This is a genomic window from Luteimonas terrae (assembly GCF_031457535.1).
Classification (GTDB): domain Bacteria; phylum Pseudomonadota; class Gammaproteobacteria; order Xanthomonadales; family Xanthomonadaceae; genus Luteimonas; species Luteimonas terrae_A.
In genome coordinates this window covers 1-21,546 of sequence record NZ_JAVDWO010000014.1, presented here as the reverse complement: position 1 = coordinate 21,546, position 21,546 = coordinate 1, and the positions used below count along the sequence as shown (strand labels likewise).

The window sequence follows — 21,546 nt, the reverse complement described above, 5'->3', positions numbered from 1 at the left end:
CGTCTCAGAACGGCGCGTCGTCCGTGACCGGCTTGTCGCCGCCGGCCTTGATCACGCGCTTCTTGCCCGGCGCGACCTTGGACGCGGTCAGCAGCGACTTCGCCGGCTCGACGGCAGGCGCGATCGACTTGCTGGCCTTCTTCGCGGTCTTCTTGGCGGCCTTCTTGGCAGGCGCCTTCTTGGTCACGGCTTTCTTGGCAGCCGGTTCCTTCTTCACCGCGACTTTCTTCGCTGCAACCTTCTTCGCCGGTGCCTTCTTGCCGAAGCCCTTGCGCACCGGCTTGCCGGTTTCCTCGAGCAGCTTGGTCACTTCATCGAACGTCAGCGACGCCGGCTCGCGGTCCTTGGGAATCTTGCCGTTGAGCTTGCCGTCGCTGATGTAGGGGCCGAAACGGCCATTGAGCACCTGGATGTCGCTGTCCGGGAACTCCTTGATGATGCGGTTGCGCGCAATCTCTTCCTTTTCTTCGATCAGGAACACCGCGCGGGCGAGATCGACCTTGTACGGGTCGTCCTCCTTTTTCAGCGACGCGTAGACGCTGCCGCGCTTGGCGAACGCGCCGAAGCGGCCGATGCCGACGCTGACGTCCTCACCCTTGTCCTGGCCCAGGATGCGCGGCAGCAGGAAAAGCTCCAGCGCGTCCTCGAGCGAGATCGTGTGCATGCTCTGGCCCGGACGCAGCGATGCGAACTTGGGCTTGTCCTCGGCGTCCTCGGCGGTGCTGCCGATCGCGGCATACGGCCCGAAGCGCCCCAGTCGCACGCTGACCGGTTTGCCGGTCTTGGGATCGGTGCCGAGCTCGCGCGCGCCGGTGGCCTCGTTGCGGTCGACCGATTCGGATTTCTCGTCGACGAGCTCCTTGAACGGGGCCCAGAACTTCTCCATCAGTGGAATCCAGTCCTCTTCGCCGCGACTGACCGCATCGAGATCGTCCTCGAGCTTGGCGGTGAAGTCGTAATCGACGTAGCGGGTGAAGTGGCTCGACAGGAACTTCGACACCGCGCGGCCGACGTCGCTGGGCCGGAAGCTGCGGCCCTCCATCTCGACGTACTTGCGGAACTGCAGCGTCTGGATGATCGAGGCGTAGGTCGACGGACGCCCGATGCCGTATTCCTCGAGCGCCTTGACCAGCGCGGCTTCGGTGAAGCGCGGCGGCGGCTGGGTGAAGTGCTGTTCGGCGATGATCCTGTCCAACGGCACGCGGTCGCCCGGCTTCATCGCCGGCAGCTTGCGGCCTTCGTCCTCGTCTTCCTTGCCCTTGGTGTCCTTGCCTTCCTCGTAGACGGCGAGGAAGCCGGCGACAACCACCGTGGTGCCGCTGGCACGGAAACTGTGTTCGCTGCCTGCGGCCAGGTCCACCGACACGGTGTTGAGCGTGGCCGGGATCATCTGCGAGGCGACAGTGCGCTTCCAGATCAGTTCGTACAGGCGACGCTCGTCATCGCTGAGGAAGCGTGCGACCTGCGCCGGCGTGTGCAGCGCGGACGTCGGGCGCACGGCCTCATGCGCTTCCTGCGCGTTCTTGGACTTGGTCTGGTAGGTGTTGGGCTGGTCGGGCAGCGAGCTGGTGCCGTAGTCGCGCGCGATGACGTCGCGGATCTCACTGATGGCGTCCTGCGACAGGCTGACCGAGTCGGTACGCATGTAGGTGATCAGGCCGACCGTGCCTTCGTCGCCGAGGGCGATGCCCTCGTAGAGCTTCTGCGCGACCTGCATGGTCTTGCGCGTGGTGAAGCCGAGCTTGCGCGCGCCTTCCTGCTGCAGCGTCGAGGTGGTGAACGGCGCCGCCGGGCGGCGCTTGCGCTCTTTCGCGCCCACGTCGGTGACGTGCAGCGCGCCCTGGGCGGCAGTCTGGATGCGCATGCGCGCCGACTCGGCGGTGTCGCCGTCGGTGACGGTGAACTGTTCGAACTTCTGCCCGTCGAGCTTGGTCAGGCGCGCGGTGAACGGCTGCACCTGATGCGCACATGCGGCGTCGATCGACCAGTACTCGCGCGCGATGAAGGCTTCGATCTCTTCTTCGCGCTCGACGATCATGCGCAGCGCCGGCGACTGCACGCGGCCAGCCGACAGGCCGCGCTGCACCTTGCGCCACAGCACCGGCGAGAGGTTGAAACCGACGAGATAGTCGAGCGCGCGGCGCGCCTGCTGGGCGTCGACGAGATCCGACGCGATCGCGCGCGGCTTGAGCATCGCTTCCTTGATCGCCCGCGGGGTGATCTCGGTGAACACCACGCGCTGCAGGGTCTTGTTCTCGAGCAGGCCGCGTTCCTTCAGGATCTCCGCGATGTGCCAGCTGATCGCCTCACCCTCGCGGTCCGGGTCGGTCGCCAGATAGATGTCGTCGGCGCCCTTGGCGGCCTTGGCAATCGCCTCGACGTGCTTTTCGTTCTTCTCGATCAGGTCGTAGCGCATCGCGAAGTTCTGCGTCGGGTCGACCGCGCCTTCTTTCGGGATCAGGTCGCGCACATGACCGTAGGAGGCGAGGACGTGGAAATCCTTGCCGAGGTATTTGTTGATCGTCTTGGCCTTGGCGGGCGATTCGACGATAAGAAGGTGCTTGGCCATGTCGGCGGGGTCCGGGGCACGCCCGCAGGCGGCCCAACAAAAAAGGTGAAGATGACGACGCCCGGGGACGGACCCCGGGCGTCGGTTGCTTTTATAGTGGAATCACGCACGGGGTGGCCTGTCAAGCGCCGCCGCGGCTGCCAGTCAGGAAAAGGCAGCGATTCCGAGCAGACCCAGCAGCACCAGCAGGCCTAGCGCGGTCAGGCTGGCGACCAGCACGAGCACCACCACCGTGACCGTACCGAGCTCGCGGCGCTGCAGTTCCGGCCGATCTGTGAACGCCCAGCGGTCGACCACCAGCGTGTCGCAGACCATGTCGTGCAGGGCCTGCTTGCGCTGGGTGAACCCGGCCATCAGGAAGCCGATCATCAGGATCAGGCTGCTGAGGATGGTCGCAAAATAGCGGCCGATGCCGCGCAGGAAGGAGATCCGTCCGCCATCCAGGCGCACCACTTTGATGCCGACGGCCATCTTGCCCGGCGTCGCCATCGCGTAGGCGGCGTGGAACCAGGCGAAATAGAGCGCAGACAGCGCCACCGATACGAGGTTGACGACCAGCTGTTCCAGCCAGAAACCACGGCCGAAGCCGCCGACGCCCAGCAGTTCGTAGACCAGGCTGCCGACGACCGTACTGGCAATGCCGATGATGACCGCGTCGATGGCGTAGGCGGCAAGCCGCTTGCGGAAGCCGGCGAACACCACATCGCCGCCGTGGACGACCGTGTCGGGCCGGGCCACGTTGGCGGCCGGCGGTGCGTAAGGGGAGCCCGTCGATCCAGCACCGCCGGTGTCGGTCACCGGACGCCAGCTTGTGTCCGGGGCGTCGCTCTCGACCTGCGCGGCAGGTGGCGCCACGGGCTCGAGCGCCCAGGCCTCGATGCCCGGCGAGGTCGCGATGCCGAACTCCTGCGCCAGATCGCGGAACGGCTGCCAGGCGTCCAGGCCGTCGCGCCAGACCAGCGTGGCGTCGCCGACGACGCCGTCCTGGCGGAGCTGGAGCAGCGAGGGCCGGCTGACGGGGCCGTGGCGCGTGTTGCGTGTGTCGGCGTAGTACCAGTCGGTCATTTTTGGACGTCCTTGTCGTGGGGTGCAAGCGCGGGTGCGTGCTGTAGCGCCCGCGGCGTCAGAACGCGGCGGCGAGGCCGGCGAGCATCACGAAGCCGATGCCGAGCAGCAGCAGCCCGGCCCAGATCACCAGGATCACCGTCGCCACCGTGCCGAGCGAGCGTTGCTGGCGTTCTGGATGGTCGGTGTAGGCCCACTGGTCCACGACATACGTGCTGGCGACCATGTCGTGCAGACCCTGCTTGCGCTGGGTGAACAGTGCGACGAGGTAGCCGATGTAGAGCGTCAGGTAGTTGACCAGGTGCGAGGCCCAGCGGCCGAGTGCGCGGCCGCGGGTCATGCGGGCGCCGTCCAGTCCGGTCACCTTGATGCCGACCGCCATCTTGCCGAGCGTCGCCTGGCGCGCCGACGATTCCATCGTCACGTAGTAGACCCCGCTGATCACCGGCCAGGAAAAGTACAGGGCGACCATCAGGGCAACGGCGCCAGCGCCGAAATCCGGCGTGCCGCTGCCCATCCGGGTCAATGTGCCGCCGAGCCCGAACAGCAGAACCGCTGCGATGATGATCGCGTAATACACGGCCGTGACCAGCAGCGAATCGATGAACAGCGCCGCGACTCGCTTGAGGAAGCCCGCATCGACGACATCGCCGCCATGGACGACCGTCGCCGTGCGGGCCACGGGTGCAACCGGCGGCGTATAGGGCGAGGCCGTAGCGGACGCGGGCGTGGCCGGCGTGGAAGGCACCTGGTCGTTGCCGGCCGGTTGCCACGCGGTGTCGGCAGGCTGTGCTGGCGTCTCGCCCGCGCCCGGCTGTGGCTGGACCGGTTCAGCGGTACCGCCGTTGGACGTGGTCGCAGGCATGGCGGGTGGATCGGCCGGGACCGGGACAATGCCGCTGAGTTCGTGCGCCAGTTCGCGCAATGGGGTCCAGCCGTCCAGGCCTTCTCGCCATAGCAGGGTGGCGTCATCGAGCATGCCCTGCTGGCGCAGCTGCAGCAGTGCTGGTGTCGTGATCGGGCCCTGGCGGCTGTTGGCGGTGTCGGCGTAGTACCACTCGGTCATCGGGAAAGCGTCCTTATTTTTTATCGTTATTTCTATCGTTGCGTGCTGTCGGCGCGGCAGTGCCGGCAGAACAGGTCTTTTCAGTTCCGGCATGCCGCCGGCAGATAGCGGACAGCGATCGTGCCGCCGCAGGTCCAATGGCCGGAGGCCGGGTCCAACCACCAGGTCAGCACCTCGCCATCAATCGCCGCCAGCTCGAACCCCTGAAGTCCGACCACGATCTCGCACCGCGCGCTCGGATCGGCGTGGCTTACCTGTACGTCCAGCGTGCCCTGCGTCGTCAGCAGGCTCTCGACACGTGGATGCGCGAGCAGGGTGGATCGGGCGGCATCGACATCTGCGTTGGAAAACGCAGCATGGTCGGTGCCGGGCACGCGGCCTGACGCGGTGATGGGGCAGGGGCGTCCCTGTGCTTGGGCGGCTTGCACAGCCAACCGCAATGGCGCTGCACTGGCGGCCACCTCGCCGATGCCGGAGCGGGCGCGGTAATCGTTGTAGGCCGGAAGCGCGATCGCGGCGAGGATCGCCAGCACCGGCACCGCCAATCCCGCGAGTACCAGCACCACGATCCAGATCCAGTGGAGACCGCGACGCGGCGGCACAGGGCGATGGGGCAGTGGCGGGGGTGCCATCCGCACGCCCAGCGCGTCGGCGACGGAGGCAAGCGGTACCCAGTCGGACATGCCTTCGCGCCAGACAGGCGTCGCGTCATGGATGCGTCCTGCCTGGAACAGACGCAGCAGGTCGTCAGCCCGCATCGGGCCGCTGCGCCCACCGTCGGGCGTCGCGTGGAACCAGGTGTCCGCCATCGATGATCCTGCGGGCCGGACATCGGCCACTCCCCGCGTTCATCCTACAGCGGCAACGTAGGCAGCCCAAGGCACCGGAAATGCGACAGGCGCCCGGATAGGCGCCTGTCGGTGTCATCTTCGAGCAGGTTGCTGCGTCAGTGCACCGGCTCGGGCTCGTCGGCGAACATCTGGGTTTCCATCCACGCATAGGCCGCTTCACTGCCGGGCTGGTTGAACAGCACCATCAGCACGACCCACTTCAGATCGTCCAAATCCAGCTCGTCCTGATCGAGCGCCATCGCCCGGTCGAGGACCAGTTCGCGCTGGTCGGCATCGAGTACACCATGCTGTTCGAGGAACATCAGGAAGCCGCGGCAGTCGACATCGAGGCGGTCGAGCTCGGGGCCCGAGAACACGCGGGTGGGACCGTTGGCGCGGACCACCGGTACAGCCGGGCGCTGGTCGGCGAGTGCATCGAGCCAATCGAAGGCCTTGCTGACTTCGGCAGGGCTGAAACCGGCCTGGAGCAAACCGCTCTGGAGGGAATCGCGATCGCGGACGAGGTCCGCATCTTCGGTGAAATAGTGTTCGAACAGGTACAGCAGTACATCCAGGATGCTTTCTTTCATTTCCCCTCGGCCTGCGCCCTTGGGCGCTTCGTTTCAGGACTTTCGGGAATACCGACCGTGCAGCAGGGCCACACGTCCATCCAGCTCCATGGACAGCAGCATGGCCGACGCCCGGGCGACCGTCAATCCACTGCGTTCGACCAGTTCATCCATACCGGTTGGGTCGTGCCCGAGGGCTTTCCACAAGCGGTTGTAGTCCGGGTCGACGCTGTCGGGATCGGGCGGGACGCCTGCGCCAGCCGTGTTCAGTATCGTCTCGCCGCTCTGGATGGGGGCGTCCAGCCGCTCTCGCAAGGCATCGGCGAGTTCCCCGGCGATTGCCGACAGGGCGCCGGTCACCTCGTCGGGCGCTTCGACCAGGGTGGCGCCGTCGCGCAGCAGCCGGTGGCAGCCGCGCGCCATCGGGTTGTGGATCGAGCCGGGGATCGCGAAGACCTCGCGGCCGGCGTCCGCGGCCAAGCGCGCGGTGATCAGCGCGCCCGAGCGCTGCGCGGCCTCGACCACCAGGGTGCCGAGCGCAAGACCGGCGACGATGCGGTTGCGGCTGGGGAACTGTTCGCGCCGCGCGGGCGTGCCTGGCGGGTACTCGCTGACGACCGTGCCGGCTTCGATGATGCGCGCATGCAGGCGCAGGTTCGAGCGCGGATAGGGCGTGTCGATGCCGCTGCCCAGCACGGCAACGGTATCGCCGCCGGCATCGAGCGCCGCGGCATGCGCGGCCGCATCGATGCCGCTGGCCAGCCCGCTGACGACGGACAGACCCGCCGAGGCGAAATGACGCGCGAACAGTGCCGCGTTGTCGCGTCCGCCGGCCGTCGGGGCGCGGCTGCCGACCACGGCCACGCCGGCGCGCCACAGCCGGCAGGGATCACCTTCGACGAACAGGGCCAGCGGCGGCGCCTGCATGCGCTTGAGCAGCAGCGGGTAGTCGGCATCGTGCCAGCCGATCACATGGCGGGCGGGTGCGCCTCCCAGCCAGCGTCGCCAGTCGTCGACCGTGTCTTCCGGGCCGGCCAGCGCCGCACGCTGCGCGGCATCCAGACCAGCGTTGCGCCAGGCCGATGCACCGCCTGCCAATGCGGCCGCAGGGCCGTCGGCGTGTTCGAGCATGCGGCGGCGCGGGGCAGCGGCGCCACCGGCGTGGATCAGGTGCAGCAGCGCGTGCAGATCGGCATCGTGGTCCATGCGGTCAGCCTAGGCCGCACATGAAAACGGCACCCGAAGGTGCCGTCGTCTGATGCCGTCGGAAAAGCCCGCAGCGCGGGCCGCCCTTACTGCTCGGCGTCGGGATGCTTGAGCGTGTAGCCGACCTGCGTCGGCTTCTCGCCTTCCATCACCAGCGCATAGCTGACGAAGTCAAAGGTGAGGAACACCATCGCGTGCGCGGCGTATTCGTCCGGCAGGCGGTCACGACGCGTGCCCGCATTCGGCGACTCGGTGATGCGCGAGGTGTTGGGGTGGTTCACCCGGTCGACGACGTGCGAGCCGGTGCGCCAGATCGAGAACACGGTGCCGTTGTCGACGCCGTTCTGGTGACCGGCCGAAATCGCGATGACATCGCGCGGGCCGCCGGTGACCAGCATGTCGGCGACGCCAATGACGCGAGCGTCGGACGAGAGTGCATCGGCGCTCGGCGGATGCGGGAAGAACTGCAGGTCATAGGGCTGCGGATTCACCGGCACGAGGCGATCGCCAGCGCGGGCCTCGTAGCCGTTGTTGTCCAGCGCCAGCGCTGTGGTGTCGCTTTGCGCGGTGGGGCCGTGCACGACCGTGCCGACGCCCATCTGCACCATCTCGTAGCCGAGGAACGCATCTTGTTGGCGCGACTTCGGCTGGGTATGCGACCACAGGTTGCTTTCGCCCGGGATGCGCTTGCCGCGGAGGTCGAGATCACGCGAACGGCGTGCGCCGTAGAACTCGGTGGCGGCGCGCAGCACGGCATAGCGCTCACCCGGACGGGCGTTGTCCAAACCCTTGACGTAGACGTTGCGGTCGACGCTTCCGCGCAGGCGGCCGTCCTCGTAACCGAGCACATGCGGCAGGGTGTCGAAGTCGAACACGATGCGGCGGTTCTTGAGGAAGGGCTCGACGTCCGACAGCGGAATCGCACCGATCGGCGAGGCCTCGACCGGGCGCGGGCCCGGACGCATCGTCACGCGGTTGAGATACGCCAGGCTGATCACGTCGCCCGGATAGATCAGGTGCGGGTTCGCGATCTGCGGATTGGCCTGCCAGATTTCCGGCCACAGCCACGGCTTGTCGAGGAACCGGCCGGCAATACCCCAGAGGGTGTCGCCGCGGACCACGACATAGGTCTCGGGATGATCGCCGCGCATCTGCTGCGCAGCTGCGAATGTGGTGACAGTCAGCAACGCGACGGCGCAGCCCGTGCGGAACGACCTTGAAAGGCGTTGAAGCGTGCCGGCCATCTACCTGCTCCCCTTGGATTTTTTCCCCTTGCAGCGGCGCAATATAGCCTGAAAGGTCCGCGCGGACGCAAGTGTGGGGCACGTTACAATGGCCGCTTCGCTCCCGCGGCTGTGACCGCCTTCGCTCTTCGACCCCATGGCCCTGCTCGAGATCCTCGAATACCCCCATTCCCGCCTGCGCAAACTGGCCGAGCCGGTTGCGGCCGACCGTTTCGCCGATCCCGCGTTCCAGCGCCTGCTCGACGACATGTTCCAGACCATGTACGAGGCGCCGGGCATTGGCCTAGCCGCGACGCAGGTCGATACCCACGAGCGCTTCATGGTCATCGACGTGACCGAGGGACGCGAACAGCCGCTGGTGTTCGTGAACCCGGAAATCCGTGATCGTTCGGCCGACCTGCGTGTCCATACCGAAGGCTGCCTGTCGATCCCGGGGATTTTTGCCGACGTGACCCGCGCCGACGGCATCACCGTCACCGCGCTCGATCGTCATGGCAAGCCGTTCGAGCTGAGCGTCGATGGCCTGTTGGCCACCTGCGTGCTGCACGAAATCGACCATCTCGACGGCAAGCTGTTCATCGATTATCTGTCCCCGCTCAAGCGCGACCGTGCGCTGAAGAAGCTCGAGAAGCTGCGCAAGGACGAGCGCGGCTGAGTCGTCCGCCGCACGCGGCCCGGTCTGTCCGACGCGCGCGACGCTGCGTCACCTGCGCGCTGTCGTCGCGCCACGCGTCCCGCTCTGGCGGGACGCCTTCCAGGAAGCAACGCCCATGAAACTCGTGTTCGCCGGCACTCCCGATTTCGCCGTGCCGTCGCTGCTGGCAGCCGATGCGCGCCATGAAGTGGTCGCCGTCTACACCCAGCCCGATCGTCCTGCGGGCCGCGGCCGTGCGCTGACCGCCTCGCCGGTCAAGCAGATGGCGCTCGAGCGTGGACTCACCGTGCACCAGCCCGAGCGCCTCAAGGGCGCAGAGGTGCTCGACACCCTGCGCGCGCTCGAACCGGATCTGATGATCGTCGTCGCCTACGGCCTGCTGTTGCCGCAGGCGGTGCTCGACATCCCGCGCTTCGGCTGCTGGAACGTGCACGCCTCACTGCTGCCGCGCTGGCGCGGCGCCGCGCCGATCCAGCGTGCGATTCAGGCCGGCGACGCCGAAACCGGCGTGTGTCTGATGCAGATGGAGAAGGGCCTCGATACCGGCCCGGTACTGATGCGCCAGTCCACGCTGATCACCCCGGAAGACACCGGCGGCAGCCTGCACGACCGGCTTGCCGCACTCGGCGCGCAGGTGCTCGCCGATGGCCTGGGCCTGCTGCGTGCCGGCATCCATCCCGAACGCAAGGTGCAGCCCGAGGCCGGCGTGACCTACGCGCACAAACTCGACAAGGCCGAGGCGCGACTGGACTGGTCGCAAGCGGCGGGCATGCTGGCCGACACCGTGCGCGCCTTCAATCCCTGGCCGGTGGCCGAGGCCGAGGTCGCCGGCGAGCGCCTGCGCATCCATGCCGCGACCGCGCTGCCGCTGGCGCACGCGCAAACGCCAGGCACGGTGCTGTTCGCCGGTCGCAACGGCATCGACATCGCCTGTGGCGAGGGCGCATTGCGACTGTTGCGCGTGCAACGCGCCGGCGGCCGGACGATCGATGTCGCCGATTTCCTCAATGCGCGCAGCGATCTGCGCGGCGCGGGCGTCTGACGTGGACGGTGGCGCGCAGGCGCGGCTCGCGGCGGCGCGCGTCATCGACGCGGTGCTGCACCACGGCCGTTCGCTGAAGGGTGAACTTTCGACGGCGCTGGCCGGCATCGACGATGTGCGCGATCGCGCGCTGGTCGAGGCGATGGCGTTCGCTGCGGTTCGCCATCAGGGCCGCTATGCCGCGGCCCTGTCCCGCTGGATGCCGCGTCCGCCGGGCGCGCGCGACGCGCCGCTGCGTGCACTGATCTATGCCGGCTTCGCCCAGCTCGATCCGATGGGTCTGCCGGCCCACGCCGCGCTCAACGCGACCGTCGACGCCGCGCGTCTGCTGGGTCGCGCGCACCAGGCCGGTCTGGTCAATGCGCTGCTGCGCCGCGCGCAGAAGGACGGCCTGCCGACGGCCGGCGCCGATGCCGCATGGCCTGCATGGCTGCTGGGTGAAGTGCGCGCCGACTGGCCGCAGGATGTCGAGGCAATCCTGACCGCCAGCGCTTCTGCAGCGCCGCAGTGGTTACGGGTCAACACCCGTCGCGGCACGCGCGACGCTTATTACACGCGCCTGATCCAGGCGGGTCTGCAGGCCGACGTGCCGGCCGACATGCCCGATGCGCTGCGACTTTCGACGCCGGTGCCGGTCGATGCGCTGCCGGGCTTCGGCGGCGGCGACGTGTCGATCCAGGACGGCGCCGCGCAGCGCGTGGCCGATGCGATGCAGCTGGCGTCCGGCGCGTCCGTGCTCGATGCCTGCGCCGCGCCCGGCGGCAAGAGCGCGCATCTGCTCGAACGCGATCCCGCGCTGCGCCTGCTGGCGATCGATATCGCCGCGCCGCGCGTCGCGCGGATCGAGCAGACCTTCAAGCGGCTGGGCATCGGCGCGCAGGCCCGCGTGCGCACCGCCGACGCGCTGGACACCGCGCGCTGGTGGGACGGCGCGCCGTTCGACGCGGTGCTGCTGGATGCGCCGTGCTCGGCGACCGGTATCGTGCGCCGCCAGCCCGACGTGCTGCTGCATCGGCGCCCCGCCGATCTCGATGCATTGGCCCAGCTGCAGTCCCAACTGCTTGATGCACTGGCTGCCGTCGTCGCGCCGGGCGGCATCTTGCTCTACGCGACGTGTTCGATCCTGCGGCGCGAGAACGCGGCGCAGGTCGAAGCCTTTCTCGCGCGCCAACCGGACTTCGCACTCGAACCGCTCGATGCGCGGTTCGGCCGCGACACCGGTGCGGGCCACCAGCGCCTGCCCGGCGAGTCGGGCTTGGACGGCTTCTTCTACGCGCGCCTGAAGCGTCTGCGCTGAGCACGGTCACCGCGCGGGGGCTCGCTTAGAATCACCGGCATGCAGACGCCCGCCGCCAGCCTGATCATCAGCGCCTACAACAACACCGACTGGCTGCAGCGGTGCCTGTGGGGATTTGCCCAGCAGGACCGGCAGGATTTCGAGCTGATCGTCGCCGACGACGGGTCCGGTCCGGCGACGCGCGAGATGCTCGCGGCGATCGCGCCGGAATTGCCGTATCCGCTGCGGCATGTCTGGCACGAGGATGCGGGCTTCCGCAAATGCACGATCCTCAACCGCGGTATCGAGGACGCGCGCGCCGACTATCTGATCTTCTCCGACGGCGACTGCGTGCCGCGCGCGGATTTCGTCAGCCAGCATCTGCGCCTGCGCGAGCGGGGGCGCTATCTCGGCGGCGGCTACTGCAAGCTGCCGATGGACCTGAGCTTGAAGATCGATCGCGACGTTATCTTGCGCGGCCTGCATACCGACCTCGAATGGCTCAAGGCCAATGGCCTGCCGCGCAGGAAGCGTTCGCTGAAGCTGTGGGCGCGGCCGGGCTGGCGCGAGCAACTCCTCAACGCCACGACGCCGACCAAGCCACGTTGGGCCGGCAACAACGCCTCGGGCTGGAAAGCGGATCTCGTACGCGTCAACGGATTCGACGAGCGCATGACCTACGGCGGCGAGGATCTCGAACTCGGCGAGCGGCTCGCCAATGCCGGCGTGACTGGCAAACAGATCCGGTTCTCGGCCGTGTGCATCCATCTCGACCACGCGCGTGGCTACGTGAAGCCGGAGATGAAGGCGGCGAACCAGGCGATCCGCGATGCGGTCGCGGCCGGGCGGCTGACGTGGACCGAGTACGGACTGGTGCGTGGGCCGCGGCCCTAAGGCTGGTTCCGGGTAGGCGTGGCAATCAATATCGGAACGGCCCTTCGCGCGCGAGCGCGCTCCTACAGAGTTGTGTGCAGATGGATCGCGGCGCCGTCCTGCGCATCGTCGGTGCGTTGGTCGGGGCGGGGCGCCCGACTGACGGGACGCAGCCTGGTAACGGCGGGCATTGATTGACGGAACACCGCGTAGGAGCGCGCTTGCGCGCGATCGGGCATTGCCGGCCCTGTCCATCGCGCGCAAGCGCTCCTACAGAATGTTGCGTGCAGGCCGATCGTTCAGGACATCGCGCGCAGGCGCCGGTACTTCTCCAGCACGTAGTCGGCCTGCGCCTTGTGGAAGCGCCAGCCCGGCGCGCCGTCGAGAAGCGCACCACGCAGCAGGTACTGCTTGAGCAGATAGGCGGTTGCATGCAGCGGACCATCGAATGCGTTGGCACGTTTGCCCGCATCGCGTCGTTGCTGCGCCCACAGCGCGGCGTACTTCGACAGCTTGGCGACGTGCTCGGCATGGCTACGCGAGGTGTCGTGTTCGAAGTCGGCGTCGAGCGTCGCGACGGTCTTGCCTTCGAGGTCAGGGCGTTCATGCACCTGCGAGGGCAGGTAACGCCAGCCGGCGCGGACCAGGCGCTCCATCGGCTCGCCGCCACGCAGGCGATGGCCGAGGAACCAGTTGCGGCGGGTCAGCAGCCAGGCATCGGCGGTCTCGACACGCCCGTTCGCGAACAGCGCGCGGATCTCGGGTTCGGTTCCTGGCGACAGCCATTCGTCGGCATCGAGCAGCAGCAGCCAGTCGTGCACGGCCAGGGTATTGGCGAAGGTCTTCTGCGCCGCGTAGCCCAGCCAGTCCTGGTGCACCACGCGCGCGCCGTGCGCGGCGGCGACGGCGACGGTGTCGTCGGTCGAACCGGAATCGACGACGATCAGCTCGGCGCACAGGCCGCGCATCGAGTCGAGGCAGCGGCCGATGCGGTCGCCCTCGTTCTGGGTGATGACGACACCGGAGATGGGGAGCGGCGCAGTGGCGGGTGCAGGAATCGGCATGCGGCGATTGTCGCCGATCGCGCCGACGGCGTCCGGGCGTAGCGGGACGCGTTGTTATGATGCCGGCGCCGCATGCGCGGCGTCTGCCCGATGTCCATGACCGCTCCCGTCCGTCCCACCGTCAGCGTGCTCGTCTCGAGCTACAACTACGCCGCGTTCGTCGTCGAGGCGATCGAGTCGGTGCTCGCGCAGACGGAAAGTCCGCTCGAGATCATCATCGTCGACGACGGCTCGCGCGACGGCTCGCCCGAGCTGCTGCGCCGGCACTACGGCGACCATCCGTCGATCACGATCATCGAACAGGCCAACGGCGGTCAGCTGCAGGCCTGGATCACGGGGTTCGCGCAGGCGCGTGGCGACGTCATCGCGCTGCTCGATTCGGACGACCGCTGGAACCCCGACTATCTCCAGCGCATCGTCGATGTCTACGCCGCGCGGCCGGAAGTCGATTTCGTTTATACGAACATGCAGCTGTTCGGGGATCTCGACGAGCCGATGTTCAAGCCCGGTCAGGACCGCGACCTGGGCCTGTCGATCCTGCTCAATGCCTACTACCACCGCTTTCAGGGCGCGGCGACGTCGGCAGTGAGCCTGCGCCGCACGCTGATGACGCGCCTGCTGACGCTACCGCCCGAGCGCGCCGCCGACTGGCTCTCGCGCCCGGACGACTGCATCGTCTACGGCGCCGACATCCTCGGCGCGCACAAGGTCTACCTGTCCGACACACTGGTCGGCCACCGCGAACATGGCAGCAATGCGCTCAAATCCTTCGGGCCGTCGCCGTTGCGGGTGTACCGCCACGTCGTCGGTAGCGAACGCATGCTCGAGTTCTATCGCCAGCAGGCCGGCATCACGCCGCGCTGGTTGCGCATGGCCAAGGCCGAATTCCGCACCAAGCCCGCGCCGACGTTCTGGGAACTGCGCGCCTATAGCTGGTTGCTGTTCCAGGCGCCGATGCCGCTGGTCAAGCGCATCGAGCACTGGGTCGGCATGCTGTCGCACTACCTGCGGTCGCGACGCGCGCGCTAGGCGGCGCGCAGCGCGACGGCCAGCAGCCAGCCCCAGACGCACAGCAGCGGAATCCAGAGCCAGCGCCAACGCGCCACGCCGGTCCACACCTGGCCCCACGGACTGACTGCCCGGGGGTCCGCGTTGCCCTGGCGACGCGCCGCGGAGCGCAGCGCATCGGACACCCGCAGGCCATAGAGATAGACGCCGGTCACGCTCAGGGTGGTGAGCAGCGCGCCGGAGACGAACCACAGCCAGCGCACCGGCCACCCGCCGAATGTGCCGAAATGCAGCGGATCGGCCATCTCGGAAATGCGCTGATGGATGCCCATGTCGCGGCCATCGCGTTGCCCGGTCATGCGGTGGTCCTGCAGGTCGTAGCCGACTGCATTTGCACGGTCGCGCACCAGCCAGGCCTGCGCTTCGCCATCGAGCAGCAGGCTGCGCGCGCTCACGTCGTGCAGGCCGCGGACCTGCAATTCCGGCCACTGCCGTGTGACCTCCGCGACCGCGTGATCGATCGCATCCGCATCGGCCGGTGCGGTGGCGACCCCAGGCTCGGACAGCACGATCTCGGCTGCAGGACCGGCGCCCCCGCCCAGCGATTCGACGAGATACCAGCCGCCGGTCAGTGCGATCACTGCGATGAACCACAGGCTCCAGACGCCTGCCAGACGATGTACGTCGCCCCACAGTCGACGCGGCCTGTCGGCGCGCGGCCAGGTCAGGAAGCCGCGCCACCAGCGCTTGTAGATGTACAGACTGCTGATCAGGGTCAGCAGCAGCGGCACCGCCAGTGCCGATACCAGCGGCACGCCGATCTTCAGCGGCAGCATCAGATGCCGGTGCGTGTTGCGCAGGATCCGCTGCGCGTTGAACCAGGTGGTGTCGCCGGTGACGCGCCCGCTGTAGGGATCGACCCAGACGAAGCGGCGCGCGCCATCGGGCAGGCGCATCACCGCGCGCGCGGCGAATCGCGACGCATGCGGCGCGGACAACGACTCGAGCGTCCACTGCGGATACGCGCGCTGCACCGCAGCCGTCATCCCGCCCCAGCTCGCGCGCTGCACGGTGGGGGTGACCCGAGCCTCGGGGAAGACCAGCCAGTCGATCTCCTGCGAGACCGTCGCCAACGTGCCGGTCAGGCACACGAACGCCATGAAGATCGACAGCTTCAGGCCGATCCAGCTGTGCAGGTCGAACCACAGGCGACGCCCGCCGCCGCCCTTGGCGGGCGCGGCGGTCGTGTGCGGGCGCGCGGCTGGCGTCGTGCTCACGTGCGTCGATCAGAACGTGTAGGCGGCCTGCAGATAGAGGCGCCGCGGCTCGCCGGGGAAGTGCCCGTTGCGGGTGAGGAAGCCGCTGGCCGCGTAGACCCTGTCGAAGACGTTCTTGACGTTGGCCTGGAACTTCCACGAGCGCCAGTGCGTCTGCCAGCTCAGGTCGAACACGGTGTAGGGCTTCACCCGCTGGCCATCGAGGCTGACGCGCTCGCCGGTGTAGTCGAGGCCGAACCCAAGCGCCGATGACAGCGCCGGCAGGTCGTGGCGCGACCACAGCCCCAGCTTGTTGCGCGGCGCGTTGGCGAAACGGTCGCCGGATGCATTGACGATGCCGTTGCTGCCGGCGTCGACCACACGCGCATCGTTCCACGCATAGGCGAGGCTGAGCACCCAGTGTTCGGTGACGTCGGCCAGCAGGTCGAGCTCCAGCCCTTCGCTGCGCACCAGGCCCAGCGGGGCAAGCTGGTTGACGCCGTCCACGACATCGCCGGTCGCCTGCACGATGTTGCTGCGTTCGATCCGGTACAGCGCGGTGCCCAGGGTCATGCGTCCGCCGGCGAGCTCGGTCTTCAGCCCCGCTTCCCACTGCCTGCTGCGTTCGGCATCGAACGGCCCGCCCGCGGCGGGGTCCTGGTTCGCGGTGGCCTGCGGCAGGAAGCCGCTGGCGACATTGGCGTAGGCGTTGATGCCTTCGGCCAGGGTGTAGGTGCTGCCCAGGCGCCAGCTCAGGTCCTGACCGTCGACCGCCCCGCCGGTCACCCGGTCTTCGTCCTCGAACCCATCCCAGCGCAGCCCGGCGAGGACGCGCCAGCGCGGCGTCAGGGTGATCTCGTCCTGCACGTAACCGCCGAATCGCAACCCGCGCGTGCGCGTCGTGCGCCACGGCAGCCGGTCCAGACCGTAGTCGAACCAGCCGCTACGCCCGTAGACCGGTGCGAACAGATCGATGCCCGGGACGGGCCCGGCGCCACGGGCGAGGTCCGCGCTGTTCGCGGTTTGCGCCGTGAAGTCCGCGTCGAGCCGATACCAGTCGGCGCCGAACAGAAGCTTGTGTTCGACGGCGCCGGTGGCGAACCGCCACACCGCGTTGCCCGCCACGGTCAGGCCTTCGTTGTCCCGGATCTGGTTGCGCAGCTGTCGGGTCATCCATTCGGCGGTGCCATCGCGGTCACGGTCGATCAGTCCCATCGGCTCGTGATAGATCTGATGTTCGATGTTTTCGAACCAGCGTGCCGAGAGATCGACATCCCAGTCCGCCGAAGGCGATGCGCGGTACTGCGCCAGCGCGATACGCGCGTCCATGTCGAGGAAGTCGGTGGCTTCGTTGTGGTTCCAACGCCGGTCGGTCAGGAACGTGCCGGCATCGTTCACCGGCACGCCGCGCAGGCGGTTGCCGCCCAGATTCTGGGTGATGTCGGTGAGCTGCAGCGTCAGTTCGCCGGTCTGTCCCACGTCGAACGCCACCGAGGCATCGCCGATCCTGCTCTCGCTGTCCGCGTTCCAGCGCACACCTGCGTCGCCGTCGGCATGCAGGCCGAGCCGATAGCGCGCGCCCGGCGTGACCGCGCCCGTGGCTTCGAAGGAGCCTGAAACGTAATCGGCGTTGCCGGTGGACACCTCGATCCGGCGCCGCGCCTGCCCCTGCGGCTTGCGGGTCACGTAATTGATGACGCCGCCCGGTTCGCCGCCGCCGTACAGCGCGCCGGCCGGACCCTTGAGCACCTCCACGCGCTCGATGTTGAACAGCTGCGGCACCGAGAAGCCGGCGTAGGGATCGCCGCGCAGTCCGTCGTAGAGCACGTTCTCCTGGCGAAAGCCGCGCAGCGTGACCCCGGCGTAGCTGAAGAAGCTGATGCCGCTGATGCTGCGATACAGATCGGTGACGTCGTGCGCCGCCTGATCGTCGATCAGTTCGCGCGGCAGGACCTGGACCGACTGCGGCACCTGCGACAGCGGCGTATCGGTGCGCGTGCCCACCGCTGCGTCATCGCTTCGATAGAGCGTCTGTGCCCGCCCGACGACGCGCACGGCGTCGAGGTCTGTCGGCGCGGTATTCGTCGCGTCCTGCGCGGAAGCGGGGAGGGTGGGCAGACAGAGCGCGGCCGCGATGGAGAAGAAAACACTGCTGCGAAGACGCATTGTGAAAACAACCGGTCGGGAAGTCGCCACATGATAATGAATCTCATTGTCAAAAACAGCCCATTCAGGCGCGTATTACCAGCGCAGTGGGCGGCGCGCGATCTCCTGGGCAAGCGTGGCGTGGATACGCGCGGCATCGCCCAGCGGCAGGAAGCGCAGGCGCAGCGGCGTGGTCATCGCGTTGGCGCCAGCGGTGTCGAACCAGACCGAGGCCATGCCGAAGCCGCGGTCCAGCGGCGACTGGCGCAGTTCCACAGCCTGCAGCTTGCCGAGTTCGGCAAAGCGCCAGGTGCGTGACCACCAGCCTTCGCGCACCGCGACCAGTGCATCGTCGACCACATAGCCCGCGCGCGCGGCGTGGCGGCGCGCGACGAACACCGACCACGGCAGCCACAACAGGCCCAGCGCGCCCCACCACTGGAAGAACCACGCCAGCACCGCGCACAGCCCGACCGTCATGAAGAGGTCGCCGAGCACCAGCCGCTGCCACGCGCGTGGGTGCAGCGGCTGCCAGTCCACCGGCGGCCAGGCAGGCAGCAGCGCAATGTCGCGCACGATCGCATCGCAGGTGTCCGGCGGCGCGATCGGCGCCAGTGCGTCGAGCCCGCGCTGCGCATTCGCGTTGCCCTGGCCGTCGCTGCCGCGCGCGCTGGCGGTGTCGATCTCCAGCGTGCGCCGCGCGAACAGGCGGTGCAGCACGCCCTCCTGCTGCGTCCATGCCTGGATGCGTCGCCGCGGCACACTGCTGCGCGAGCGGCCGAGCAGGCCGCGCTCGACGGTCAGGCGCCGACCCTGCCGCTGCAGGCGGAACCCGTGGTAGCGCAGCAGCGACAACAGCACGGAAAACGCACGGATCAGCACCAGCGCCGTCGCGACGACGCCCATCAGCACCAGGCCCTTGGCCATCCAGGTCGTCGCGAAACCGCTGGCATAGCCGAAGGCCTCGCGGCCGTACTCGACCAGCAGCCGCCCCATCGCGCGTTCGGGCATGACTTGGAACGACAGCGCGACCGCACCGGCGACGACGATCAGGCCGCGATTCGAGATCAGGCCGAGCTTGACCACTTCCCAGGTCGACAGCGCCAGCAGCGTGGTGCCGGCAGCTTCTGCGACGGGCGTGCCGTCCGGCGCCGCGGTCACGGCGTCGCTGCGCCCGCGATCGCGGATCAGCTGTTCGAGCGCCAGTGCTTCGGGCATCCGCAGCACGCGCATCTGCGCTTCGGGTTTCGTGCCGCCGGCCGATTCCAGCCGCACCTCGGCCACGCCCATCAGGCGGTGCAGCAGGGTCTGGTGGATCGCGACGTTGTGGATGCGCGAATAGGGTATCTGCCGCACGCTGCGCTCGAGCAGGCCGCTGCGCACGACGAGCCGGTCGTCGTCGATGCGGTAGCGGAATGTCAGGTATTGCCACACCGACACGATGACCAGCGCGCCCACGCCGATCATCGGCAGCCACCACGGATAGCCGTCGTCGCGGCGGCCGCCGGCGAACACGAGCACGGCCAGCGGCACGATGAACTGCCGCAGGTTCTGCAGCAGCACGAACAGCCACGAGCCCGGATGCAGGCGGCGCTCGTGGTCCTCGGGCAGCAGCGCCTCGGGTGCGGCTGGCTCAGGCGTCGTCATGGTCGTCGTCGCGTGCGGCGCGCGCGGCCAGCGTGTCGCGCAGACGCTCGGCTTCTTCGAAGTCCAACCCCGACAGCGACAGCGCGCTGTTGCGGGTGCCGGCGGTATGCACGATCAGCGTTGCCAGCCCGAACGCGCGCTCCAGCGGGCCGCGGCGCACGTCGAGATGCTGCACGCGATTGCCGGGCACGCGCGTGTCGCTGCGCCACAGATGCCCACGACGCACGCCGAAGCCGTCGTCGTCGAGCCGCCAGCGCGTGCGCAGCCAGCGCCGGCGCGAGATCCAGACCGTCCAGGCCGGAATCACCAGCAGCAGTGCCCCGGCGATCGCGAACGACAGCGGCTGGCGGTCGGCGGCGATCAGCCCAACGCCCAGCGCGATCGCCAGCGGGATCAGGGTGCCGATCAATGTGGCGATCGTCGCCAGGGTGCGCGCCCGCAGCGGCAGTGGCTGCCAGACGTCGGTCTCGACTTGCGGCTCGGGCGCCGTGTCGGCGGCCGGCAGCGGCATGGAAACAGGGGCTTCGCTGGCGGTCATCGGTGTGTGCTCATCGTCGACGTTCGAGGTCGAGATAGGGATTGTCGTCACCCGAGCCGGACGGTCGGGCCTTGTAGCGCTTGTAGGTCCACTGGTACTGCGCAGGGTCACGCCGCGCGATGTGTTCGACGCCGGCGTTGAGCGCGGTGGTCGCGCGCACCAGGTCGGCATCGGCAATCGCGGGATGTGCGGGCTCGATACGCAGCGCGAAATCCGGACCGTCGCCGATGCGCTCGCAGTACGCGAACAGCACGGTCGCACCGGTGCGCTCGGCGAGTCGCGAGGCCAGCGTCATCGTCAGCGCCGGCATGCCGAAGAACGGGGCGAACGCGCCGTCGCCGGCCTTGGGCTGCTGGTCGGGCAGGATGCCGACCACGCCGCCCTCTTTGAGTGTCTTCCACAACTGCCGCACGGCCGGGCCTTCCGCGCGCACCTGACGCACGCGGTCGGCCGCGCCAGCGCGCACGCGGCGCAGGAAGGCTTCGCCGACCGCCGAATCCGGCGCGCGATAGAGGATCGAGATCGGCGTGCGCGCAGCCAGCCACTGGTTGAGCAGTTCCCAGTTGCCGTAGTGCGGTGCGCACACGATCAGACCGCGGCCATCGGCCAGCGCCGCGTCGAACAAGCCCACGCCGTGCTGCTCGCGCAGCATCTGCAGGTTGCGCGCATGCGGCCGCGTCCACAGGCGCAGGGTTTCCAGTGTCTGCAGCGCGGTGGTGCGCAGGACGGCCTTCTGCAGCGCCGCCCGTTCGTCGTCGGTCAGTTCGGGATAGGCCAGTTCGAGATTGCGCAACGCGACCCGGCTCTCGCGGCTGCCGGCCAGCCGGCCCAGCGTTGCTACGGCGGAAGCGATGGCACGCAGCACCGGCGTCGGCAGCGCGCCGACCAGTTTGGCAAGCAGATACAGGCAACGGGCGATCAGGTCCGGCATGCATGAAGTCTAGGGGGTGTCGCGCGGGTGGGGATAGGTGCCGGACGTCGGCTGTGTTGCAGACGCCGGCGTCGTACGTCTACGACCGGGCGAACGCTCGCGCATTGCGCCGGCCTTTGTCGCTGTCGTTGTTTTGGCTTTGGCTGTCGCTGTCGCTGTGGCTTTCAGCTGTTGATCTCAATCGAGCCGTAGAGCGAGCCGAGCACCGGAGCCTGACGTGGCCGAAGAGCAGCCCATGTCTGAGCGCAGCGAGTTTGGGCTGCGTGCCGCGTCAGGCGAGGAGCGGAGGGCACCGATGCGGCTTCATCGCATCGGCTCGCGTCCGGCGAAAGGACCTTTTGGTTCCTTTTGGGTCCATCCAAAAGGGACTCGCACGCGCAGCGGGCGAAAGCCCTGCACTTGCTCCAGCTTTTTCGCTCGTCGCTTGCGACTTTGATGTTCTGCCGGAAAGAAGATCAACCGCAGGAGCGAAGATCAAGTACAGGGCTTCCGCGCTGTCGCGCGGCTTACTTTTGTCTTGGCAAAAGTAAGCAAAACCGTCTTCGCCGGACGCGATCCGCCG

The 21,546-nt window shown here is 68.3% G+C and carries 18 protein-coding genes; 5 read left to right on the top strand and 13 right to left on the bottom strand.

Annotated features, from left to right (window positions below; translation table 11 throughout):
* Positions 1-4: 4 nt before the first annotated feature.
* The 7 genes from J2W68_RS15035 to J2W68_RS15005 all read right to left on the bottom strand — a co-directional run bounded on the left by J2W68_RS15035 (position 5) and on the right by J2W68_RS15005 (position 8,549).
* The gene (locus J2W68_RS15035; RefSeq protein WP_310237339.1) at positions 5-2,569 is read right to left on the bottom strand and encodes a DNA topoisomerase I; all 2,565 of its coding nucleotides are present in this window, start codon (positions 2,567-2,569) and stop codon (positions 5-7) included.
* A 144-nt stretch (positions 2,570-2,713) separates the two neighbouring features.
* Entirely contained in the window at positions 2,714-3,634 is a 921-nt protein-coding gene (locus J2W68_RS15030; RefSeq protein ID WP_310237336.1) for an RDD family protein, read from the bottom strand.
* A gap of 58 nt (positions 3,635-3,692) precedes the next feature.
* Positions 3,693-4,700, bottom strand: coding sequence for an RDD family protein (locus J2W68_RS15025; protein ID WP_310237333.1), 1,008 nt, complete (start codon positions 4,698-4,700; stop codon positions 3,693-3,695).
* 80 nt (positions 4,701-4,780) lie between these two features.
* Positions 4,781-5,509 (bottom strand): GYF domain-containing protein, encoded by a 729-nt coding sequence (locus tag J2W68_RS15020; RefSeq protein WP_310237330.1) that lies wholly within the window; start codon positions 5,507-5,509, stop codon positions 4,781-4,783.
* 137 nt (positions 5,510-5,646) lie between these two features.
* Complete coding sequence (locus J2W68_RS15015; RefSeq protein ID WP_310237326.1) at positions 5,647-6,120, bottom strand: DUF494 family protein; 474 nt, start codon at positions 6,118-6,120, stop codon at positions 5,647-5,649.
* Positions 6,121-6,153: 33 nt separating this feature from the next.
* Positions 6,154-7,305, bottom strand: coding sequence for a DNA-processing protein DprA (gene dprA / locus J2W68_RS15010; protein WP_310237324.1), 1,152 nt, complete (start codon positions 7,303-7,305; stop codon positions 6,154-6,156).
* A gap of 86 nt (positions 7,306-7,391) precedes the next feature.
* The gene (locus tag J2W68_RS15005) at positions 7,392-8,549 is read right to left on the bottom strand and encodes a LysM peptidoglycan-binding domain-containing protein (protein ID WP_310237321.1); all 1,158 of its coding nucleotides are present in this window, start codon (positions 8,547-8,549) and stop codon (positions 7,392-7,394) included.
* A gap of 136 nt (positions 8,550-8,685) precedes the next feature.
* Between J2W68_RS15005 and def the strand changes: the two genes are divergently transcribed.
* From def to J2W68_RS14985, 4 genes are all read left to right on the top strand, one after another.
* Complete coding sequence (gene def / locus J2W68_RS15000) at positions 8,686-9,204, top strand: peptide deformylase (RefSeq protein WP_310152426.1); 519 nt, start codon at positions 8,686-8,688, stop codon at positions 9,202-9,204.
* 115 nt (positions 9,205-9,319) lie between these two features.
* Positions 9,320-10,246, top strand: coding sequence for a methionyl-tRNA formyltransferase (gene fmt / locus J2W68_RS14995; protein ID WP_310237318.1), 927 nt, complete (start codon positions 9,320-9,322; stop codon positions 10,244-10,246).
* Positions 10,212-11,543: a 16S rRNA (cytosine(967)-C(5))-methyltransferase RsmB gene (rsmB, locus tag J2W68_RS14990; protein WP_310237527.1), complete on the top strand. Its 1,332-nt coding sequence runs from the start codon at positions 10,212-10,214 to the stop codon at positions 11,541-11,543. The genes fmt and rsmB overlap by 35 nt, the downstream gene beginning before the upstream one ends.
* Positions 11,544-11,582: 39 nt before the next feature.
* Positions 11,583-12,416 carry a glycosyltransferase family 2 protein gene (locus tag J2W68_RS14985; protein WP_310237314.1) on the top strand — a complete coding sequence of 278 codons (834 nt, stop codon included), beginning with the start codon at positions 11,583-11,585 and terminating at the stop codon, positions 12,414-12,416.
* A gap of 278 nt (positions 12,417-12,694) precedes the next feature.
* Here J2W68_RS14985 and J2W68_RS14980 read toward each other — a convergent pair whose 3' ends face one another.
* A complete protein-coding gene (locus J2W68_RS14980) occupies positions 12,695-13,459 on the bottom strand; it encodes a glycosyltransferase family 2 protein (RefSeq protein ID WP_310237311.1) in 765 nt (254 codons plus the stop codon).
* A 96-nt stretch (positions 13,460-13,555) separates the two neighbouring features.
* Here J2W68_RS14980 and J2W68_RS14975 point away from each other — a divergent pair, with 96 nt between their 5' ends.
* Positions 13,556-14,488 carry a glycosyltransferase family 2 protein gene (locus J2W68_RS14975; protein WP_310237309.1) on the top strand — a complete coding sequence of 311 codons (933 nt, stop codon included), beginning with the start codon at positions 13,556-13,558 and terminating at the stop codon, positions 14,486-14,488.
* On the opposite strand, the gene J2W68_RS14970 is transcribed toward J2W68_RS14975, so the two are convergent.
* The 5 genes from J2W68_RS14970 to J2W68_RS14950 all read right to left on the bottom strand — a co-directional run bounded on the left by J2W68_RS14970 (position 14,485) and on the right by J2W68_RS14950 (position 20,984).
* Positions 14,485-15,744, bottom strand: coding sequence for a PepSY-associated TM helix domain-containing protein (locus J2W68_RS14970; protein WP_310237306.1), 1,260 nt, complete (start codon positions 15,742-15,744; stop codon positions 14,485-14,487). The genes J2W68_RS14975 and J2W68_RS14970 overlap by 4 nt on opposite strands.
* Before the next feature lie 9 nt (positions 15,745-15,753).
* Positions 15,754-17,889 (bottom strand): TonB-dependent siderophore receptor, encoded by a 2,136-nt coding sequence (locus J2W68_RS14965; protein WP_310237304.1) that lies wholly within the window; start codon positions 17,887-17,889, stop codon positions 15,754-15,756.
* A gap of 75 nt (positions 17,890-17,964) precedes the next feature.
* Complete coding sequence (locus tag J2W68_RS14960; RefSeq protein WP_310237301.1) at positions 17,965-19,515, bottom strand: PH domain-containing protein; 1,551 nt, start codon at positions 19,513-19,515, stop codon at positions 17,965-17,967.
* Positions 19,502-20,053: a PH domain-containing protein gene (locus J2W68_RS14955; RefSeq protein ID WP_430539747.1), complete on the bottom strand. Its 552-nt coding sequence runs from the start codon at positions 20,051-20,053 to the stop codon at positions 19,502-19,504. The genes J2W68_RS14960 and J2W68_RS14955 overlap by 14 nt, the downstream gene beginning before the upstream one ends.
* A 10-nt stretch (positions 20,054-20,063) precedes the next feature.
* Entirely contained in the window at positions 20,064-20,984 is a 921-nt protein-coding gene (locus J2W68_RS14950) for a lauroyl acyltransferase (protein WP_310237298.1), read from the bottom strand.
* Between the last annotated feature and the right edge of the window lie 562 nt (positions 20,985-21,546).

Excerpts from the sequence above, each read along its gene's own strand:
- J2W68_RS14955 (WP_430539747.1), bottom strand. The coding sequence starts at position 20,053 with ATGACCGCCAGCGAAGCCCCTGTTTCCATGCCGCTGCCGGCCGCCGAC.
- dprA (WP_310237324.1), bottom strand. The coding sequence starts at position 7,305 with ATGGACCACGATGCCGATCTGCACGCGCTGCTGCACCTGATCCACGCC.
- J2W68_RS15015 (WP_310237326.1), bottom strand. The coding sequence starts at position 6,120 with ATGAAAGAAAGCATCCTGGATGTACTGCTGTACCTGTTCGAACACTAT.
- J2W68_RS14960 (WP_310237301.1), bottom strand. The coding sequence starts at position 19,515 with ATGACGACGCCTGAGCCAGCCGCACCCGAGGCGCTGCTGCCCGAGGAC.
- rsmB (WP_310237527.1), top strand. The coding sequence starts at position 10,212 with ATGCGCGCAGCGATCTGCGCGGCGCGGGCGTCTGACGTGGACGGTGGC.
- J2W68_RS14965 (WP_310237304.1), bottom strand. The coding sequence starts at position 17,889 with ATGCGTCTTCGCAGCAGTGTTTTCTTCTCCATCGCGGCCGCGCTCTGT.
- J2W68_RS15035 (WP_310237339.1), bottom strand. The coding sequence starts at position 2,569 with ATGGCCAAGCACCTTCTTATCGTCGAATCGCCCGCCAAGGCCAAGACG.
- J2W68_RS14950 (WP_310237298.1), bottom strand. The coding sequence starts at position 20,984 with ATGCCGGACCTGATCGCCCGTTGCCTGTATCTGCTTGCCAAACTGGTC.
- J2W68_RS14975 (WP_310237309.1), top strand. The coding sequence starts at position 13,556 with ATGACCGCTCCCGTCCGTCCCACCGTCAGCGTGCTCGTCTCGAGCTAC.
- J2W68_RS15005 (WP_310237321.1), bottom strand. The coding sequence starts at position 8,549 with ATGGCCGGCACGCTTCAACGCCTTTCAAGGTCGTTCCGCACGGGCTGC.
- J2W68_RS14985 (WP_310237314.1), top strand. The coding sequence starts at position 11,583 with ATGCAGACGCCCGCCGCCAGCCTGATCATCAGCGCCTACAACAACACC.
- J2W68_RS15020 (WP_310237330.1), bottom strand. The coding sequence starts at position 5,509 with ATGGCGGACACCTGGTTCCACGCGACGCCCGACGGTGGGCGCAGCGGC.
- fmt (WP_310237318.1), top strand. The coding sequence starts at position 9,320 with ATGAAACTCGTGTTCGCCGGCACTCCCGATTTCGCCGTGCCGTCGCTG.
- J2W68_RS15030 (WP_310237336.1), bottom strand. The coding sequence starts at position 3,634 with ATGACCGACTGGTACTACGCCGACACACGCAACACGCGCCACGGCCCC.
- J2W68_RS14980 (WP_310237311.1), bottom strand. The coding sequence starts at position 13,459 with ATGCCGATTCCTGCACCCGCCACTGCGCCGCTCCCCATCTCCGGTGTC.
- def (WP_310152426.1), top strand. The coding sequence starts at position 8,686 with ATGGCCCTGCTCGAGATCCTCGAATACCCCCATTCCCGCCTGCGCAAA.
- J2W68_RS15025 (WP_310237333.1), bottom strand. The coding sequence starts at position 4,700 with ATGACCGAGTGGTACTACGCCGACACCGCCAACAGCCGCCAGGGCCCG.